Source organism: Streptomyces sp. NPDC005648 (assembly GCF_040605395.1).
Classification (GTDB): domain Bacteria; phylum Actinomycetota; class Actinomycetes; order Streptomycetales; family Streptomycetaceae; genus Streptomyces.
This window is the reverse complement of sequence record NZ_JBEXCS010000006.1, coordinates 16,417-34,637: the sequence shown is the minus strand read 5'-3', so window position 1 is coordinate 34,637 and position 18,221 is coordinate 16,417. Positions and strand designations below refer to the sequence as shown.

Genomic DNA, 18,221 nt, shown 5'->3' with positions numbered 1-18,221 from the left:
GGCCATGTGGTCGACAACCTGCAATGTTGGCACCGGATCCGGAGGACGGGAAGAAGGCGGACACGGGTTCCTGCGAATGGCCGCATGAGGGGTTGTTGGAACGTTTTTCCCTCCCTATATTCACTGCGCACCGACTTCACAGTCGCTACGTCCCCCCTCGCACTCGCACCATCCGCTCTCGGCCCATCCCCAGACGACGACGGAGTCGCATCATGGTCCGAACCCCGATCTCCCCCCATCGCTCGGAACAGCCCATCCCCTGGCGCCTGTGGAAGGTGGCGGCCCTGTCGGGCATGGCCTCCTACCTCGACGCCGCCCTCATCGTCAGCATCGCCGTCAACCTGGCGATCTACCGGCACAGTTACGACATGGGTGTCTGGATGGCGGGCGCGATCAGCGCCATCGTCACCGGGTGCATCGCCGTGGGCTCCCTGGTGGGCGGGCGGCTGGCCGACATGTTCGGCCGCCGCCGCGTCTACAACTGGGACATCTTCTGCTACGCGCTGGGCGCGATCGTCATCACCCTCGCGCCCGACGACGTCGTGCTGTTCATCGGGGTGCTCGTGGCCGGCCTCGCCGCCGGGGCCGATCTGCCGACGTCCCTGGCCGTGGTCTCGGACGCGGCGCCCTCCGACGGCCGGGCCCGTCTGGTGTCGTTCACGCAGGTCATGTGGGTGGCGGGCATCGTCGTGGTGATCTTCCTCGGCTATCTCCTGTCGGACACCGGCATGACGGGGGCACGGATCATCACCGGCCATCTGGCGGTCGCCGCGCTGGTGACCTGGCAGCTCCGCTCCCGTCTGGAGCTGGCCGACGAACCGTCGGACGCGGAGGTGGCGCAGGAGGCCGCCGAACTGGAGGCCCCGCGCGGTATCGCACTCAAGAACATCATGAACCGTGCCGCACTCCTGCCCATGGCCGCGACCTTCGCCTACTACGTCACCTGGGGCATCGGCGCCAACACCTTCGGCCAGTTCGGCACCTATCTCCTGGTCACGGTCAGCGGCGCCTCGCAGAGTCTGGCCACCGGCATCAACCTCGCCTTCCTGCCGATCGCGCTCGTGCTGACGTTCGTGTTCGTGCGGATCGCCGACACTCCCCTGCGGGACCGGCTGTTCTACGTGTTCACGGTCGTGCAGATCGTCGCGTTCTGCATCGCCTCCGTCACCGCCGGCGCGCTCGTCGGCATGCTGGTCTTCTTCGTGCTGTACCAGATCTCCAACCCCTTCGCCGGAGAGGCCAGTTACAAGGTGTGGTCCCAGCTCACCCTGCCCCCGGACACCCGGGGCACCACCCAGGGCCTCACCTACGCCCTCTCCCGCGGGGTCTTCGCGGGCGTCGCGTTCGTCACGCCGGCCCTGATGGAGTACAGCGCCTCCGTCCTGCTCTGGTCGATCACCGCCTGCATGGCGGCGTCGGCGGTGGCGGGCGTGTACATCGTCCGGGTCCTCATCCGCCGTTCGCCCCAGGCCGCCACCGCCCCGGCGGATCTGGGCGTGGCCCGGGCCTGACCCCCGCAGCGCACCCTCCGAAGGAGCACCCAGCGTCATGACCACCGCCGAACACTCCCTGCCCCTGGAGGAGTTGCTCCCTCCGGTGCACCGCCGCCGCCCCCGGATCGGCCTGGTCGCCGGAGGGCTCGGCACATACTGGCCCCAGTTCCCCGATCTGCTGCCGCAGTTGAAGGAGTCCGCCGCCTACGTCACGGAGCGTCTGCGGCGGATGGACGCGGACGTGACGGACGTGGGCTTCATCTCCGACGCCCAGGACGGCGCGGCCGCGGCCGAACGTCTGCGCCGTACGGACTGCGATCTGATCGTGCTGTTCCTGACCACCTATCTGACCTCGTCGATGGTGCTGCCGATCGCCAAGCGCTCGCACACCCCGGTGCTGGTCGTCGACCTCCAGCCGTCCGAGCGGATGGACCACGCCTCCTTCGACACGGGGGCCTGGCTGGCCTACTGCGCGCAGTGCTCGGTGCCGGAGGTCGGCAATGTGTTCCGGCGGGCCGGCATCCCCTTCCGGTCGGTGTCGGGCTGGCTGCGCCAGGAGTCGGCGTGGCGGCGGGTGGAGCAGTGGATCCGCGCGGCCCATGTCCGGGCGGCACTGCGGCACGCCCGGCACGGTCTGATGGGGCATCTGTATCCCGGCATGCTCGATGTGTCGACCGATCTGACCCTGCTGCCGTCGACCTTCGGCTCCCATGTCGAGGTGCTGGAGTTCGACGATCTGCGGCACCGGGTGGAGAAGGTCACCGAGGCGGAGACCCGCGCGCGCATGGAGCTGGCCCGCCGGGTCTTCACCCTCGACGAGAGCGTGGTGGACGAGGACTTCGCCTGGGGCGCGACCGTGTCCGTGGCGCTCGACCGGCTGGTCGAGGACTTCGCACTGGACTCACTCGCCTACTACCACCGGGGACTCGACGGCGAGCTGCACGAACGGCTCGGTGCCGGCATGATCCTGGGCGCCTCCCTGCTCACCGCCCGGGGAGTCCCAGCGGCGGGCGAGTACGAACTGCGCACCAGCGTGGCCCAGTTGGCCTCGCAGAGCGTGGGCGCCGGGGGCTCCTTCACCGAGATCCAGGCACTCGACTTCCAGGACGGAGTGGTGGAGATGGGCCACGACGGGCCCGCCCACCTCGCGGTCAGCGCCCGCGATCCGCTGCTGCGCGGTCTCGGCGTCTACCACGGCAAGCGCGGCTGGGGCGTCAGCGTCGAGTTCGACGTCCGGCACGGCCCGGTCACCCTCCTCGGCCTCGGGCAGGACACGGACGGCAGCCTGTCGTTCATCACGTCCGAGGGCACCGTCGTGCCCGGACCGCTGCTGCGGATCGGCAACACCACCAGCCGCGTGGACTTCGGCCGTGATCCCGGCGAGTGGGTCGACGCGTGGAGTGCCACCGGCGTGGGCCACCACTGGTCCCTCGCCGTCGGCCACCACGGCGCCGACTTCCGGGCCGCGGCGAGCCTGCTCGGCATCGATCACCGCGAAGTATGAGCCGACGGGGCGTCCGGTGGTACCGCGGTACCACCGGGCCCCCCGAAGACTCCCCTGTGGTCCCAGTGCGGCGGCCCGGCCCTAGCTTCGAAGACGCGAGCCACGGCACGTCCGTGGCGGTGTCCGAGGCGAGAAAGGCCCCCGCCCATGATCGAAGCACGCGAGCTGACGAAGCGGTACGGCGACAAGACGGTGGTGGACCGGCTGAGCTTCACCGTCCGGCCCGGTGAGGTGACCGGGTTCCTCGGGCCCAACGGCGCCGGCAAGTCCACGACCATGCGGATGATCGTCGGTCTGGACGCCCCGACGGCCGGTACGGTCACCGTCAACGGACGCGCCTACGCCGGGCACTCCACTCCCCTGCAGGAGATCGGCACCCTTCTGGAGGCGAAATCCGTCCATCCTGGGCGCACGGCGTTCAACCATCTGATGGCCCTCGCGCACACGCACGGCATCTCGCGCCGCCGGGTGGAGGAGGTCATCGAGCTGGCCGGGCTGAGCAGCGTGGCCGGCAAGCGGGTGGGCGCGTTCTCGCTGGGCATGGGGCAACGGCTCGGCACACGCACCGCCGCGACCGCCGGAGAGCGCGCCCGGGCATGGGCTGGTCGACACAGGCCGTGATCATGGCCTACGACGCCGGGCTGGTCAGGGCCCGGCCGTGACCGGCAGCGCGGCGAGGAAGGGGGCGAGGGTGCGGGTGAGTGTGTTGTGCGCGGGGGCCGCGAACAGCGGGTCGAGGTGGTTCATCCCGTCGTCCGTCCGAAAAGTCGCGTACGGGATACGGGAGTCGGCCACGACCTGGCGGGCGGCCGACTCGATCGTCCCCTTGGCGTAGCTGGTCTGGAAGACGTAGAGCGGGATGTCCAGGGCAGCGGCGTGCAGCAGCCGCAGTCCCAGAGAACGGGTCGGCCCGGTGTCGGCGTAGGCGTCCGCGACATCGAGGTCCACCGAGAGCCGGGCCGGCCAGTACCACTCCCACACGGCCGGGAGCGGGCCGCCCGCGTACGCCGTCGCCACCCGCTCCAGGGGTGTGATGCCGGCGTCGACCCAGCCACGGACGTCTCCGGTGTCGGCGAGGTGCCCCGAGTGCACGCTGATGTCGTTGGGCCAGCCGAAGCCGGCGTCCACCAGGGTGCCGAGGAGACCGGCGTTGGTGACCGGGACGGGCGGCCGCAGGGCGTCGGGCATCCGGGCCTGGAGGACCGAGCGGCCCTGCGGGTCGCGGTGGGCGTACCAGCCCGCGAGCTGGTACCAGATCTGGGTGCTCTCCGCCCGCTCGCCCAGTCCGACGGCGCTGAGGGTCAGGTCGAAGACCGCCCCGGCGTCGATGGCCGCGAGCCGTTCCCGCACCTCCTCGGGCGAGTCCTGCACCGGCTCCCCGGTCCCGTCGAACGCCCCGCGCACCCCGCCGTCGACCACGACGAGCCCGGCGAGATCCTGGTAGCCGGGGCATCCGCCGAAGTCCCAGGCGGCGTACGTCATCGCCGTGGTGGCACCCCAGGAGTGCCCGCCGAGCACCACGCGCCTACCGCCCCGGGCGGCGGCCCGTACGACGCGGCGCAGGTCCTCCAGGGTGCGGGCGAGGCCCCAGCGGCCCGCGAAGGCGGATGTGCCCGGGTTCTGCGAGCGGTAGTGGCCGTCCAGGTAGTACGCGGCCGGGTCGGCGGTGAAGAACCCGGCACGGTCGGCAAGGTTCTCCTCCCGCCGGTCGAACGCCCACACCTGGAGCCCTGGTACGGCCGCCACGAGGTCCCGGGCGACGAGCCGGAAGTCGTTGGCCGCCCCGAACATCCCCGGGACCAGGACCAGAACGGTGGGCGCGCTGTCGGGGCCGACCTTGAGGACATGGACCCGGTCCGATCCCGCCGGCCCACCACCGGGACCGACGGCCAGCGGGACATAAGGCTCCCGGCTCCACCCCGGCGCCCCGGAAGCCCCTGTGGCCCCGGACGCCCCTGCGACCCGGGACACCCCTGCCGCTCCCGCCGGGCGAACCGCCGTGGCGGCCAGGGCGATTCCCGCGGCCATTCCTCCCAGCACGCCTCGGCGCGACAGACCGCCCGTCATGAGGCACACCCGCCCACACGCCGGGTGCTCAGCGTCACGTCGTCCATCCGCAGGTCGTACGAGGACGGCGTGGGGTCGGCCTGGTACAACTGCCAGCCCAGCTTGAGCCGGTCGAAGCGCGGGAAGACGAAGTCGTCGGCCGTACCGCCGTGTTGCTCGGTGGAGACGGTCAGGTCGGACTGCTCCCTGCCGTCCAGATAGACGGTGACGCGGTTGTCGGTCGCGTCGAGGTGGAACTCGACGCAGCTCCAACTCCCCGCGGTGGCAGGGGCGGAGGTCCGCCACGCGGTCCAGTCACCGGTGGGGCCGAGGTCGGACCCCACGCCGAAGAAGTTCGCCTTCTCGGTGGGGACGTACTGGCCGCCCAACGGCCGCACCAGCGTGGGCAGATCGGAGCCGGAGGCCTCCGCGAGGGTCCAGTGCGCCCAGTCGGGAGCGACGGGGAACCGCTCCACTCGCAGCCGCAGCCGGGCCCAGAAGCTGTTGCCGGGGGGCGCGAGGTCGGAGAGGACGAGGAAGGCGCGGCCGTTGCCCTCGGTGTGCAGGCGCAGCTCGCGCCCGTGGCCGTCGGCGCTGCGCTCGACGCTGAGCGAGCCGTCCGAGGTGTCGGTGGTCCAGCCGCGGCCGGCGGTGACCGGACCCAGCGGCAGATGGTCGAAGTTCTCGTGGAACAGGGGACGTTGGGGGATGGCGGAGGCGGAGGTGGGGGGTATCGCGAGCAGTGTGGCCGAGGCGGCCGCCAGCAGCACTGCGATCTTCCTCATGCGTGTCATGGGGACAGTGTGCAGCCTCGAACTCGGCCCGCGCGCCGCGACCGGAGCCGGCAATCCGTCGAGCCGCGCCATGAGGCCATCCCCTCGCCCTGCCGGACGGCTCCGCAGCGTCCTGATCACCACGCTGGGCCGAGCAACAGGAGGACGACAACGGGGAGTTGGCCCCGTGGGCGAATACCGGGACAGCGGGCCCTGTCACATACGGCGCCGCTCGTCCGTCGTAGCGGCGGGGCTGGACCTCGACCCGGGTCGAGGTTGCACGCTGGCCCGGGAACAGGGAGGGGTGAAGCCGATGAGCGGGCCGCGCTTCGGGGCGTACGGGCGGGTCATGGGGCAGCCGCTGCTGCGTCGTCTGCTGCCGGGGCTGCTGGTGTCGGCGCTGGGCGACGGGATGAGCCTGGTCGCGGTGGCCTGGCTCGCCATGGAGATCGCGCCGGCGGGCCTGGAGGGCGTGTGGACCGGGCTCGCCGTGGCGGCGTACTCGCTGCCCGCCACGATCGGCGCGGCGCTGTTCGGGCGGCTGGTGCGGGGCTTCGCCGGGGCCCGGCTGGTCTTCGTCGACGCGGCCCTGCGGGCGGTGGCGCTGGGCACGATCGCGGTGCTCGCCGTCGCGGGCACGCTCTCCCCGTCCGGATACGTCGCCCTCCTCGCGGTCTCCTCGCTGCTGCACGCCTGGGGCAGCGCCGGTACGTACACCCTGGTCGCCGAAGTGCTCCCGGACGAGGACCGCATCGCCGGCAACGCCCTGCTGTCGACCTTCACCACGGCGGCCGTCGTGGTCGGGCCGGCGCTCGCGGGCGCGGTGACGGCACTGGCCGGTCCCGGATGGGTGATCGCGGCCGACGCGTCGAGCTTCGCGGCCCTGGCGGTGTGCTGCCGGTGGGTCCTGTGGCGGCAGGCGAGCGGCGCGGGAGTGACGGCGGGCAGCGAGGCGGTCCACCCCGCGACGGAGCACCGAGCGAGGGCCACCTCGACAGCCGCCGGGGGAGACCCCACCGGGGGCGCGGTGAGCACGGAGACGGCGACGGGCAGCGCGGTCGCGACCGGCACGAGGCCCGCGACCGGGGCCGGCACGGCCGGCGGCGGCTGGAGCACCATCGTCCGGCAGCCCCGTCTGTTCGGGCTCACGGCCGTCACCTGTGTGTTCTTCTTTCTCTACGGGCCCGTCGAAGTCGCCCTCCCCATCCATGTCGCGACCGAACTGCACGGTTCGCCCGGTCTGCTCGGGGTCTTCTGGACCGTGTTCGGGTTGGGTGCGGTGGTCGGCGGGCTCGGTGCCGGGCTGCTGGGGAACCGGCCGCTGTGGGCCGTGGTGGTGGTCATCATCGTCGGCTGGGGAGCCGCGCTGCTGCCGCTCGGACTCTCCGACGCGATCCTGCCGGGCCTGCTCGGCTTCACGGTCGGCGGATTGGTGTACGGCCCGTTCACCGCGATCTGCACGGCGCTCTTCCAACGCGTCTGCCCGCCCGCCGTACTCAGCCGTGTCCTCGCCACCCGCACCGCCCTCACCACCCCGTCCACCGCGCTCGGCATGCTGCTCGGCGGCCCGTTGGTGAGCGCCGTCGGCGGCCGGCGGACCCTGCTGGCCTCGGCCGTGCTGACCATCGCGCTGGGTCTGCTGGTCGCGGCCGCGGTGCGGCCGGCCCGACCGCGTCGCGGCGCCACGCACCGTACACAGGAGTGACACCCCATCGAACGGGCACTCGAAAGTCACCGACAACCGAGGGGTGACAGTCCAGTCATGGAGATTTCAGGCGTCATCAGCGCCATCGTCATAGGCATCGTGCTCGGCGTTCTGGGCCGGCTCGTCGTACCCGGCCGTCAGCGGATCGGCATCCTGTGGACGATCCTCATCGGCATCGTCGCCGCGTTCATCGGATCGGGTATCGCGTCCGGCCTCGGTGTCGCCGACACCAAGGGCGTCGACTGGATCGAGTGGCTCATCCAGATCGCCGTCGCGGCCCTCGGCGTCGTCGCGGTCCACAAGGTGAAGCTGCGGCGCTGACCCGAATCCGGGGGCTGTCACGGTGTGCCCCGGGTACCTGCGCGGCAAGGCCGGACAGGCCCGACCGGAGGAGCCGGCGGCCGAGTTGCGCGGACATGTCGCCAAGGAGATCGGTCCGATCGCCCGGCCGCGTCAGATCCTGGTCGTGGCCGAACCCCCAGGACCCGCTCCGGGAAGATCATGTGGCGGCTGCCGACGGCCGCGGACGCGAGGGGCGAGGAGGCGTAGGGCACCGTGCGCGCGGGGGGCCGCGGATCATCCCGTGGCCCCCCGCGTACGCCCGTCCACCTGGGTGTCCTCCTTCGGGCAGGCCGTTGTCAGTGGGGCGCGCTACTCTGCGCGAAACGGTTGAATTTGCCCACGGCAGGAGGACCCCATGCCCTCGCGACTGAACCCGTACCTCAGCTTCGACGGCGACGCCCGGCAGGCCTTCGAGTTCTACCAGGAGGTCTTCGGCGGCGAGCTGGCGCTGAACACCTTCGGTTCGTTCGGCCAGCAGGACACCCCGATCGCCGACAAGATCATGCACGCCATGCTGGAGACCCCGAGCGGCTTCACCTTGATGGGTGCCGACACCCCGCCCGGTATGGAGCGCACCGCGGGCAACAACTTCTCCATCAGTCTCAGCGGTGACGACGACGCCGAGCTGCGGGGCTACTGGGAGAAGCTGTCCGGCTCGGGCTCGGTGACCATGCCCCTGGAGAAGCAGATGTGGGGCGACGAGTTCGGCATGTGTACCGACCGGTTCGGCGTGCCCTGGATGGTGAACATCGGCCAGCCGGAGGGCTGAGGAGGTCGCGCCCCGGCCGCGCCCCGGCCGCGGCCGGGCCGTGCCCTGGTCAGCCCCTGACGCTGCCCGCGGTCAGTCCGCCGACGATGAAGCGCTGGAAGACGGCGAAGACGCAGGCCACCGGGATGCTGATGAGGGTGGCGGTGGCCATCAGCGCTCCCCAGGAGGTGCCGTGCCGGCCGACGAAGGAGTTGAGGAGGACCGTGACGGGCTGGATGTCCGGGCCCTCGGCGAGGGTGAGCCCGAAGAGGAACTCGCCCCAGCCGATCAGGAAGGACAGACCCCCCGCCGCGACCACCCCGGGCCCCATCAGCGGCAGGACCACCCTCAGCAGCACGCCCGGCATCCCGCAGCCGTCGATCTGCGCGGCCTCCTCCAACTCCGGTGGCACGGCGCGCAGTACGGGACGCAGCACGATCACCGTGAACGGCAGGGTGAGCGTCGTGTCGGCGAAGACCAGCCCCAGGTAGCTGTCGGCGAGTCCGGCCCGCCGTTCGAGGATGAACAGGGGGGCCGCGAGCACGATCGCGGGCGGGAGCTGGGCGACCAGGAGGGCGAGGACCATCGCGCCCGAGCCGCGCATCCGGATACGGGCGAGGGCGTAGGCGAGCGGGACGCCCAGCAGCAGGGTGAGCGCGACCACCCCGCTGGAGATGACGAGGCTGTTCAACAGGGCCCTGGTCAGACCGGAGTAGCCCAGTGCCGTCGCGTAGTTCTCGCCGGTGACGGGGGCCGGCACCCACTGCGGGTGCGCGGCCTGGATGCGGTCCGGGCGGGTGAGGCTGGTCTTCACCATCCAGTACACCGGCAGCAGGAAGACCGCGGTGACGACGGTGGCGGCGGCGGTCACCAGCCACCGGTGCCGTGGTGTCTTCATAGGGCGCCTCCGGCCGTTCTCATACGGCACCTCCCGCCGGTGTCTCCTCCTCGCGCCGCAGCCGCCGTACGTAGAACACGCCCACCAGCAGCGGTACGACGAGCAGCAGCAGGCCCGCGGCGGCGCCGTGGCCGAAGTGGAAGAACGTGAAGAAGACCTCGTAGACGTAGAGGGAGAGCACCCGGGTGGAGTCGACGGGGCCGCCACCGGTCATCACGAAGACGAGGTCGAAGACCTTGAAGGTGTAGACGAGCCCCAGCAGCAGCACGGTCACCGACACCGGCCGCATCAGCGGAAGCGTGATGTGGCGCAGGCGCTGCACGGCGCCGGCACCGTCCAGGGCGGCGGCCTCGTGGAGTTCGGGGTCGATGGTGTGCAGTCCGACCAGGAGCAGCAGCATGTTGAAGGGCACGCCGACCCAGACGTTGGCCAGGATCACCCCCGCCAGGGAGGTGGACGGGTCGGTGAGCCAGTCGTGGGACAGGGCGCCCAGGCCGGCCGCTCGCAGCAGGGCGTTGTAGGCGCCGGAGTCGGCGTCGAGCATCCAGCGGAAGAGGGTGCCGCTGACCACCGGGGGCAGCAGCCAGGCGATCAGCAGGAGCGAGCGCAGCAGGGCGTTGAACGGGAACGGACGCGCGAAGAGCAGGGCGAGGGCGAAGCCGAGGGTGAACTGGAGCAGCAAGGAGGCGAGGGTGAAGAGCAGGGAGAGACGTACCGAGTGCCAGAAGGCGGGGTCGTCGAGCACGGCCCGGTAGTTGTCGAGGCCGTTGAACGGCTCGGTCCCGCCGAGCAGTTGGCCCAGCTCCACGTCGTGCACGGACGTCCAGACGGTGTAGATCAGCGGGTAGGCCAGGAAGAGGGCGAGGAAGGCCAGGCCCGGGAGGCAGAACAGCAAGCCCGCGCGGCGCCGGTGCGCGGACGGGGAGAGGGTTCGGGTCATTGCGTGCCCAGCGCTTTGTCGATCTTGACCGCCGCGGTCCTCGCCGCCGCCGACGGCGCGGCGGTGCCGGTGAGCACGGCCTGCTCCGCCTCCGCGACGGTCTGCGAGGCCTCGGCGTAGTGGGCGCCGTACTGGCGTGGGCGGGCGAGGGGCAGTTGGCTGAGGAAGAGCCGCAGGGCCGGGTCGGAGGCCCAGGTGCCCTGGCTCGCCAGGTCCTTGCGGGAGGGCAGGTCACCGAAGGACACCAGGTAGGGCACCAGGACCGAGGGGCGCTGGGTGTACTCCAGGACCTCCCAGGCCTTGTCCACATGTTTGCTGCTCGCCATCACCACCCAGTTCTCGCCGCCCAGGCAGGTGGCGGCGGCCCGGTCCCGGGGCAGGGCCACGACGCTCCAGTCGAAGCCCGCCTTCTTCAGGGTGGGGATCTGCCAGGGGCCGTTGATCTGCAGGGCGGCGCGCTGGTCGAGGAAGCGGGTGTTGGCGTCCTGCTGGGTCCAGCCCACGCACTGCTCGGACAGGGAACCCTTGGCGATGAGGTCGTGCAGGAAGGAGAGGGCGGTGGCACCGTAGGTGCTGAAGGTGTCCAGGTCGCCGCCCGCCTGCCACAGGAACGGCAGGAACTGGAAGACGCCTTCCTCCGTCCTGATGGCGCTCAGTGCCAGTCCATGGCGGTCGCCGCTGGTCAGCCGGTGGGCGGCGGAGGCCAGTTCGTCCCAGGTGGTGGGGGGTCGCACTCCGGCCGACGCGAGCAGCCGGGTGTTGCAGTACAGGGCGAGGCAATTGCTGTTGTTGGGGATGCCGAGCGTCTTTCCGCCGACCTGGCAGCCGTCCCAGGGGCCTTTGTAGTACTGGTCGGCCTGGCCCCACTTGTCGACCCGGTCGGTGAGGTCGGCGAGGAGATGGTTGCCGCCGAGGGTGTTCATGGCGACGTTGTCGACGATGGCGATGTCCGGCAGGTCACCGGAGATCGCGGCGAGGGCGAGCTGGCGGTCGAGTTCGGCGAAGGGGAAGGAGCGCCGTTGGATCTTCACGTCCGGGACGCCGGCCTCGATGTCGCTGATGAGGCGGTTCATTCCGGGCTGGAAGTTGTCGAGGGTGAAGTAGTCCCACCAGCGGAGGGTCACGGGACCGGACTTCGACGAACCGCAGGAGGCCAGGGCGCCGCCCAGAGAGAGTGCGCCGGCGGCCGTGCCGGCGGTGCGCAGGAAGCCGCGGCGGTCGACGGGGTACGACATGTGCTGCTCCCGAGGTGTCGGCGATCGGAGTACAGGGACCGACGTATCAGAAATCTATGTCGAAATCGGGGAATTCCGGCTCGGGTTCCGAACCGGGTACCGGTCGGCAGCGCCCTGTGCTCGCGCGCAGGGTGATCAGGGGTTTGAGCAGGACGTGCCGGGCGGGCGCGTCGGGTGCGGTCAGGCGCCGCACCATCAGGTCGACGGCGACCCGGCTCATCTCCTTGGCGGGTATCTCCGCGGCGGTCAGCGGCGGGTTCACCTGTTCGGCCCAGGGGCTGGCGGCCACGCCGACGACCGAGAAGTCCCGCGGCACACTGCGGCCGTGCCGGGTGAGACCCCGGTAGACGCCCTCCAGGGCCGCCTCGTTCTGGGTGACCAGGGAGGTGGTCGCCGGGTCCTCCCGCAGGATCCGCTCCACCACGTCCTCCCCCGAGGCGAGGTCGTCGCCGCAGAGGTAGGCGCGCGGGGTGAGCAGCAGCCGCTTCATCGCCTCGGTGTAGCCCTCGTCGCCGAGCCGGGCGAAGCCGTATCCGCTGTCGAACAGCTCCGCCGACCGGTTGACGAAGGCGATCCGGGTGTGGCCCAGATCGGCGAGGTGCTGGACGCAACCGCGGGCCAGGCCGGCGAAGTCGAGGTCGACCCAGCCGGTCTCGTCGGTGCGGTGGTTGCGGCCGATGGCGACATAGGGAAAGCCGGCGTCGGCCAGGTGCTCGACGCGGTCGTCCTCCCGGCGGACCTCCATGACGATCACTCCCTCCACCCGTCCGCCGGTGAGCATCCGCCGGAACGAGGGGTCCTCGTGGGTGCGGGCGGGCGCGAGGAGCAGGTCGTAGCCGTGTGTCGTGGCCGCCTCGGCGACTCCTCCGACGAACGCGAGCTGCATGGTGGTGTAGTCGCGGGCCCGGCCGGCCGGCGGGTAGAGCAGTCCGAGCGTGTGGGTGCCGCCGCCGGGGACGTCGTCGAGCATGTGCCCCGCCATGGTCAGCCCGCCGGGAGGGGTTGTTCGGCCCAGATGGTCTTGCCCAGCGGGCCCTGGCGGGTGCCCCAGCCCTGGGTGAGCTGGGCGACCATGTGCAGCCCCCGCCCACCCTCGTCGTAGGTGCGGGCCCGGCGCAGATGGGGGGCGGTGTTGCTGGCGTCGGACACCTCGCAGATCAGCGTCCGGTCCCGGATCAGCCGGAGGCCGATCGGTACGGCGCCGTAGCGGATGGCGTTGGTGACCAGCTCGCTCACCACCAGCTCGGTGACGAACGAGGCCTCCTCCAGGCCCCAGACCGCGAGCTGCCGGGAGGCCTGGGCGCGGGCGTCGGCGACGATCGAGGGGTCGGCCGGCAGCGACCAGGCGGCGACCTGGTCGGCGTGCAGGGCGCGGGTGCGGGCGAGCAGCAGGGCGACGTCGTCGGCGGGACTCTGCGGGAGCAGTGCCTTGAGGACGGTGTCGCAGGTGGCCTCCAGGGAGGACACGGGACCGGCCAGAACCTCGCACAGGCGGTCCAGCCCGGCGCCGATGTCGCGGTCGCGGGTCTCGACCAGACCGTCGGTGCAGAAGGCGAGCAGGCTGCCCTCGGGCAGTTCCAGCTCGGTGCACTCGAAGGGCAGCCCGCCGACGCCGAGCAGCGGGCCGGGGCTGAGCCCGACGATGCTGGCGGTGCCGTCGGGCAGCAGCACGACGGGCGGCACATGCCCGGCGCTGGCGAAGGTGCAGACGCGGGAGACGGGGTCGTAGACGGCGTAGAGACAGGTGGCGCCGACCTCGCCGACGACGTACGGCTCGTGCGAGGAGATCTCGCGCTTGTCCGTGGAGAGATGGGTGACCAGGTCGTCGAGGTGGGTGAGGAGTTCGTCGGGGGGCAGGTCGACATCGGCGAGGGTGCGTACGGCGGTGCGCAGCCGGCCCATGGTGGCGGAGGCGTGGATACCGTGCCCGACGACATCGCCGACGACCAGGGCGACGCGGGTGCCGGACAGCGGCACGACGTCGAACCAGTCGCCGCCCACCCCGGCGCCGGTGCCGGCCGGCAGATAGCGGTGCGCCACCTCGACGGCGGCCTGCTTGGGCAGGTCCCGGGGCAGCAGACTGCGCTGGAGGGTGAGGGCGTTGGTGCGTTCGCGGGTGTAGCGGCGGGCGTTGTCCACGCCGACGGCGGCCCGGCCGGCGAGTTCCTCGGCGAGGATCAGATCGTCGGGCTCGAAGGGCGGGGAGCCCTCGGCGCGCACGAAGACCGCGACACCCAGGGTGCTGCCCCGGGCGCGCAGCGGGGCCGCGATGACGGAGTGCAGGCCGTACTCCTCGACCCGGGCGGTGCGGGTGCGGTGGCCGGCGATCCAGCGGACGAAGTCGGGGTCGCCGGCGCCGCTGAGCACGGGCTGTCCACCGGCCAGGGAGCGGGCGGGCGGGGAGAACGGCGGGTAGGTGTCGCTTCCCCCGAGGTCGATGGCGGCCTCGGGCACCTTGCCGCGCGCGCCGGAGGACTGGTGCGCGACCCTGCGCAGGACGACGGCCGTGTCGACCGGTCCGGGCACCGGCTCGTCCCCGCGCAGCACCGAGTCGAGCAGGTCGACGCTGGCGAAGTCGGCGAGCCGGGGGACGGCGAGGTCGGCGAGTTCCTGGGCGGTGCGGGACACGTCCAGTGTGGTGCCGATGCAGGCGCCGGCTTCCTGGAGCAGGGCGAGACGCTCACGCGCCGAGTGCTGGTCGCTGCTGTCGAAGGCGGCCGTGCCCACGCCGACGACCTCACCCGTGGCGGGGTCGCGGACGGGCCAGAGCTCGATGAGCGAGGCCCGGCGCCGGACCGGAGCGAAGGAGGGGTCGGAGGCGATGTGTTCGTAGCGCATCGGGGTGGCCTCGTCGGCGACCCGGTCGACACAGTGCAGGAATCCCTCGTCGGTGAAGGTGCCCGTGTGCGGTTCGGTGGCCTGTTCCTCGCTCGCCGCGGCCGGGTTGAGCTGCCATGATCCGGACGCCGCGGTGTGGGTGGAGAGCGCGATCGAGGCCTGGGAGAACGCCCACTCGACCATCCTCCGGTCGGGCGTCGGCTCGCCGGGAACGGAGGCGATGCTCACCACGAGTCCCCGCGCGCTGCCGTCACCGTCGAGCGACGGCTGGATGTGCAGGGTCACCTCGACGCGCCGGCCGTCGTGGTGCCGCAGGGCCGCCGTACCGCTCCATTCCCGTGCGTCGGTGAAGCCGGGCCCTGGTGCCTCGGGGTCGGCGAGCAGTTCGGCCGCGGCACGTCCCACGACCTTCCCGGCGGGGTGGCCGAGCAGTCGCTGGGCACCCTCACTCCACCCCGTGACGATGCCGTCCGGCCCGACGGTGACCGTTGCGACCTCGGCCGGCCACGCGTGGTGACCGTCTCCCTGATCGTAAATGGCCATTTTTACTCTATTCACACGGTGAGGTCCTCACAGACCCAGCGTGCGCGTCCGGCAAGAATCGGACAAGTCGCACCACCCGCTTCGACGATTGGCATAGACCTGACCATGATCACCCGCTAAACTCTGGCGCGCACGTGGTGAGAGCGCTCTCACGGTTCTGCTGTTCCACCCCACCTCGCTGGAACAACGAAGGGGCACTCCCTTGAGACCCACCACAGCCATGCGCACCGGACTGTCCGCACTCCTGCTGCTCGGCACCTGGGCGACCGCGAGCACCCTGCCCGCCTCCGCCGACGACTCCCCCACACCTGCCACCGAGGCCCCCGCTTCGGCCTCGCTCCTGTCCGCGATGCAGCACGACCTGGGCCTGACCAGAAGCCGGGCCGAGGCCCGGCTGGCCGCCGAGAAGACGGCGACGGCCGTGGAACGGAAGGCCAGGCGCGCGGCAGGAGCCTCCTACGGCGGCTCCTGGTTCGACGCGGCGACCGGTCGGCTGACCGTCGCCGTCACCAGCGGCGCGGACACCGCCGCCGTACGCGCGACCGGCGCGAGGGTACGGATCGTCGAGCACAGCGCGCGGCAGCTCGACGCCGTCAAGGCCCGCGTCGACAAACTGCCGGCGCCCGCCGGCGTCAGCAGCTGGTACGTCGACCCGAAGGCCAACAGCGTCGTCGTGGACGTCGTCGCCGCGCACCGCTTTGACAACGATGTCCGGAGCTTCCTGGCGCGCGCCGGGAAGGCGGGCCCGGTCACCGTCGAGTCCACCGCCGCCGCACCCCGCACCTTCGCCGCCGGGACCGTCGGCGGCGACCCCTACTACACGGGCAACGTCCGCTGTTCCATCGGCTTCTCGGTGTACGGCGGCTTCGTCACCGCCGGGCACTGCGACCAGCACACCGGCGCGGTCTACGGCTGGGACGGCTCGTACGTCGGCAATTTCCAGGGCTCGTCGTTCCCGGACAACGACTACGCCTGGGTGAGCGTCGGCAGCGGCTGGTGGACCGTGCCCGTGGTGCTCGGCTGGGGGACGGTCTCCGACCAGTTGGTGCGGGGCTCGGCCGAGGCTCCCGTCGGTGCCTCGATCTGCCGCTCCGGCTCCACCTCGCACTGGCACTGCGGCACGGTCGAGGCCAGGAACGAGACGGTCAACTACAGCCAGGGCACGGTCTACCAGCTGACGAAGACCAGTGTGTGCGCCGAGCCGGGCGACTCCGGCGGCTCGTTCATCAGCGGTGACCAGGCCCAGGGTGTCACCTCCGGCGGCTGGGGCGACTGCGCCTCGGGCGGCGAGACCTGGTACCAGCCGGTCAACGAGATACTCGGCCGGTACGGGCTGACCCTGCAGACCGCCTGACCCCACCGACCGGGCCCACCGGCCGGGCTCCGTCGAGCGTCGGCGGGGCCCGGTCCCCGGTCAGTGCGACTCGCGGCTCACCTCCGAGCCGCTGGAGCCGACCAGGAAGTCCAGGTCGGCGCCGGTGTCGGCCTGGAGGACGTGGTCGACGTAGAGGCGTTCCCAGCCGCGACGCGGGTCGGCGAAGCCGGTGACGGTGGCCTTGTCCGGGGTTCTCGCGGCGAGTTCGGCGGCGGGTACGTCCACGTCGATACGGCGGGCCTCGACGTCGAGGCTGATGACGTCCCCGGTGCGGACGAGCGCGAGCGGGCCGCCGGCCGCGGCCTCGGGCGCCACGTGCAGGACGACGGTGCCGTAGGCGGTGCCGCTCATCCGGCCGTCGCAGACCCGGACCATGTCCCGGACGCCCTGTTCGAGCAGCTTCTTGGGCAGCGGCATGTTGGACACCTCGGGCATGCCCGGGTAGCCCTTGGGGCCGCAGCCGCGCAGGACGAGGACGGAGTCGGCGTCCACGTCGAGGGCCGGGTCGTCGATCCGGGCGTGGAAGTCCTCGATGGAGTCGAAGACGACCGCCCGGCCGCGGTGGCGCAGCAGGTGCGGGGAGGCGGCGGCCGGTTTGACGAGCGCGCCGTCGGGGGCGAGGTTGCCGCGCAGTACGGCGATGCCGCCCTCGGCGACCAGCGGCTCGGACCGCGACCGGATGACCTCGCCGTCCCAGATCTCGGCGTTCTCGAGATGGCTGACGAGCGGTTCGCCGGTGACGGTCAGCGCGTCGGGGTCGAGGAGGTCGCGCACCTCGCGCAGGACGGCGAGCAGGCCTCCGGCGCGATGGAAGTCCTCCATGAGGAAGCGGCCGGCCGGCTGGAGGTCCACCAGGACCGGCACCCGGGAGCCGATGCGGTCGAAGTCGTCGAGTGTCAGCTCGATGCCCAGCCGGCCGGCGATCGCGAGGAGATGGACGACGGCGTTGGTCGAGCCGCCGATCGCCGCGAGCGCGACGATCGCGTTGTGGAAGGAGGCGGCGGTGAGAAACGTCGCCGGCCGCCGGTCGGCGCCGACCATGTCCACCGCCAGCCGTCCGGTGTGGTGCGCCGCCTCCAGGAGCCGGCTGTCGGGGGCGGGAGTTCCGGCCGTACCCGGGACCACGGTGCCCAGGGCTTCGGCGACCAGCGCCATGGTCGAGGCGGTGCCCATGGTGTTGCAGTGCCCTCGGCTGCGGATCATCGCGGACTCGGAGCGGGTGAACTGCTCCTGGGAGAGCGTGCCGGCCCGCACCTCCTCCGACAGCCGCCAGACATCGGTGCCGCAGCCCAGCGGCCTGCCGCGGAAGGTCCCGGTGAGCATCGGACCACCGGGCACGACGACGGCGGGCAGGTCCACCGAGGCGGCGGCCATCAGCAGCGACGGGATCGTCTTGTCGCAGCCGCCCAGCAGCACCACACCGTCGATGGGGTTGGCCCGCAGCATCTCCTCGGTGGCCATCGCGGCCATGTTGCGCCAGAGCATGGCGGTGGGCCGCACCTGGGTCTCGCCGAGCGACACGACCGGCAGGTCCAGCGGGATGCCGCCCGCCACATGGACGCCGTCCCGGACCGCGGCCGCGACCTCGTCGAGGTGGGCGTTGCAGGGGGTCAGGTCCGAGGCGGTGTTGGCGATGGCGATCTGCGGCCGGCCGGCGAAGGCGTCGTCCGGCGCGCCGCGCCGCATCCACGCCCGGTGGATGTAGGCGTTGCGATCCTGACCGGCGTACCACTGAGCGCTGCGGAGCGTCACCCTGGCCCCTTCCGACCATCGGTACGACA

Annotated in this window: 14 protein-coding genes and 1 pseudogene; 7 read left to right on the top strand and 8 right to left on the bottom strand. The window is 71.8% G+C overall.

What is annotated here, in order from left to right; all coding sequences use genetic code 11:
• Window positions 1-212 precede the first annotated feature (212 nt).
• From ABZT17_RS05045 to ABZT17_RS05035, 3 genes and pseudogenes are all read left to right on the top strand, one after another.
• Window positions 213-1,511 carry an MFS transporter gene (locus tag ABZT17_RS05045; RefSeq protein ID WP_356343819.1) on the top strand — a complete coding sequence of 433 codons (1,299 nt, stop codon included), beginning with the start codon at window positions 213-215 and terminating at the stop codon, window positions 1,509-1,511.
• Window positions 1,512-1,548: 37 nt separating this feature from the next.
• Window positions 1,549-2,997: an L-fucose/L-arabinose isomerase family protein gene (locus tag ABZT17_RS05040; protein WP_356343816.1), complete on the top strand. Its 1,449-nt coding sequence runs from the start codon at window positions 1,549-1,551 to the stop codon at window positions 2,995-2,997.
• Window positions 2,998-3,144: 147 nt separating this feature from the next.
• Window positions 3,145-3,555, top strand: a pseudogene (locus ABZT17_RS05035) (ATP-binding cassette domain-containing protein); the annotation flags it as partial.
• A gap of 87 nt (window positions 3,556-3,642) precedes the next feature.
• On the opposite strand, the gene ABZT17_RS05030 reads toward ABZT17_RS05035, so the two are convergent.
• On the bottom strand, window positions 3,643-5,025 hold the full coding sequence (locus tag ABZT17_RS05030) for an alpha/beta hydrolase (RefSeq protein ID WP_356343814.1): 1,383 nt from the start codon (window positions 5,023-5,025) through the stop codon (window positions 3,643-3,645).
• Window positions 5,026-5,060: 35 nt separating this feature from the next.
• Window positions 5,061-5,837: a hypothetical protein gene (locus ABZT17_RS05025; RefSeq protein WP_356343811.1), complete on the bottom strand. Its 777-nt coding sequence runs from the start codon at window positions 5,835-5,837 to the stop codon at window positions 5,061-5,063.
• Window positions 5,838-6,129: 292 nt separating this feature from the next.
• Between ABZT17_RS05025 and ABZT17_RS05020 the strand changes: the two genes are divergently transcribed.
• From ABZT17_RS05020 to ABZT17_RS05010, 3 genes are all read left to right on the top strand, one after another.
• Window positions 6,130-7,521, top strand: coding sequence for an MFS transporter (locus tag ABZT17_RS05020; RefSeq protein WP_356343809.1), 1,392 nt, complete (start codon window positions 6,130-6,132; stop codon window positions 7,519-7,521).
• Between the two features lie 57 nt (window positions 7,522-7,578).
• Window positions 7,579-7,842 (top strand): GlsB/YeaQ/YmgE family stress response membrane protein, encoded by a 264-nt coding sequence (locus tag ABZT17_RS05015; RefSeq protein ID WP_356343806.1) that lies wholly within the window; start codon window positions 7,579-7,581, stop codon window positions 7,840-7,842.
• 376 nt (window positions 7,843-8,218) lie between these two features.
• Complete coding sequence (locus tag ABZT17_RS05010; RefSeq protein ID WP_356343804.1) at window positions 8,219-8,632, top strand: VOC family protein; 414 nt, start codon at window positions 8,219-8,221, stop codon at window positions 8,630-8,632.
• A 49-nt stretch (window positions 8,633-8,681) separates the two neighbouring features.
• Here the strand turns inward: ABZT17_RS05010 and ABZT17_RS05005 are convergent, their stop codons facing one another.
• From ABZT17_RS05005 to ABZT17_RS04985, 5 genes are read right to left on the bottom strand one after another with little or no spacing between them, the layout of a single operon-like run.
• On the bottom strand, window positions 8,682-9,509 hold the full coding sequence (locus ABZT17_RS05005) for a carbohydrate ABC transporter permease (protein ID WP_356343801.1): 828 nt from the start codon (window positions 9,507-9,509) through the stop codon (window positions 8,682-8,684).
• A gap of 19 nt (window positions 9,510-9,528) precedes the next feature.
• Window positions 9,529-10,449 carry a sugar ABC transporter permease gene (locus tag ABZT17_RS05000; protein WP_356343799.1) on the bottom strand — a complete coding sequence of 307 codons (921 nt, stop codon included), beginning with the start codon at window positions 10,447-10,449 and terminating at the stop codon, window positions 9,529-9,531.
• The gene (locus ABZT17_RS04995) at window positions 10,446-11,684 is read right to left on the bottom strand and encodes a sugar ABC transporter substrate-binding protein (protein WP_356343797.1); all 1,239 of its coding nucleotides are present in this window, start codon (window positions 11,682-11,684) and stop codon (window positions 10,446-10,448) included. The genes ABZT17_RS05000 and ABZT17_RS04995 overlap by 4 nt, the downstream gene beginning before the upstream one ends.
• Window positions 11,685-11,730: 46 nt before the next feature.
• On the bottom strand, window positions 11,731-12,654 hold the full coding sequence (locus ABZT17_RS04990; protein WP_356343794.1) for a substrate-binding domain-containing protein: 924 nt from the start codon (window positions 12,652-12,654) through the stop codon (window positions 11,731-11,733).
• Window positions 12,655-12,668: 14 nt separating this feature from the next.
• On the bottom strand, window positions 12,669-15,065 hold the full coding sequence (locus ABZT17_RS04985) for a SpoIIE family protein phosphatase (protein ID WP_356343792.1): 2,397 nt from the start codon (window positions 15,063-15,065) through the stop codon (window positions 12,669-12,671).
• A 220-nt stretch (window positions 15,066-15,285) separates the two neighbouring features.
• On the opposite strand from ABZT17_RS04985, the gene ABZT17_RS04980 reads away from it, so the two are divergent.
• Entirely contained in the window at window positions 15,286-16,419 is a 1,134-nt protein-coding gene (locus ABZT17_RS04980) for a S1 family peptidase (protein WP_356344119.1), read from the top strand.
• 60 nt (window positions 16,420-16,479) lie between these two features.
• On the opposite strand, the gene ABZT17_RS04975 is transcribed toward ABZT17_RS04980, so the two are convergent.
• Window positions 16,480-18,192 carry an IlvD/Edd family dehydratase gene (locus tag ABZT17_RS04975; protein ID WP_356343791.1) on the bottom strand — a complete coding sequence of 571 codons (1,713 nt, stop codon included), beginning with the start codon at window positions 18,190-18,192 and terminating at the stop codon, window positions 16,480-16,482.
• Between the last annotated feature and the right edge of the window lie 29 nt (window positions 18,193-18,221).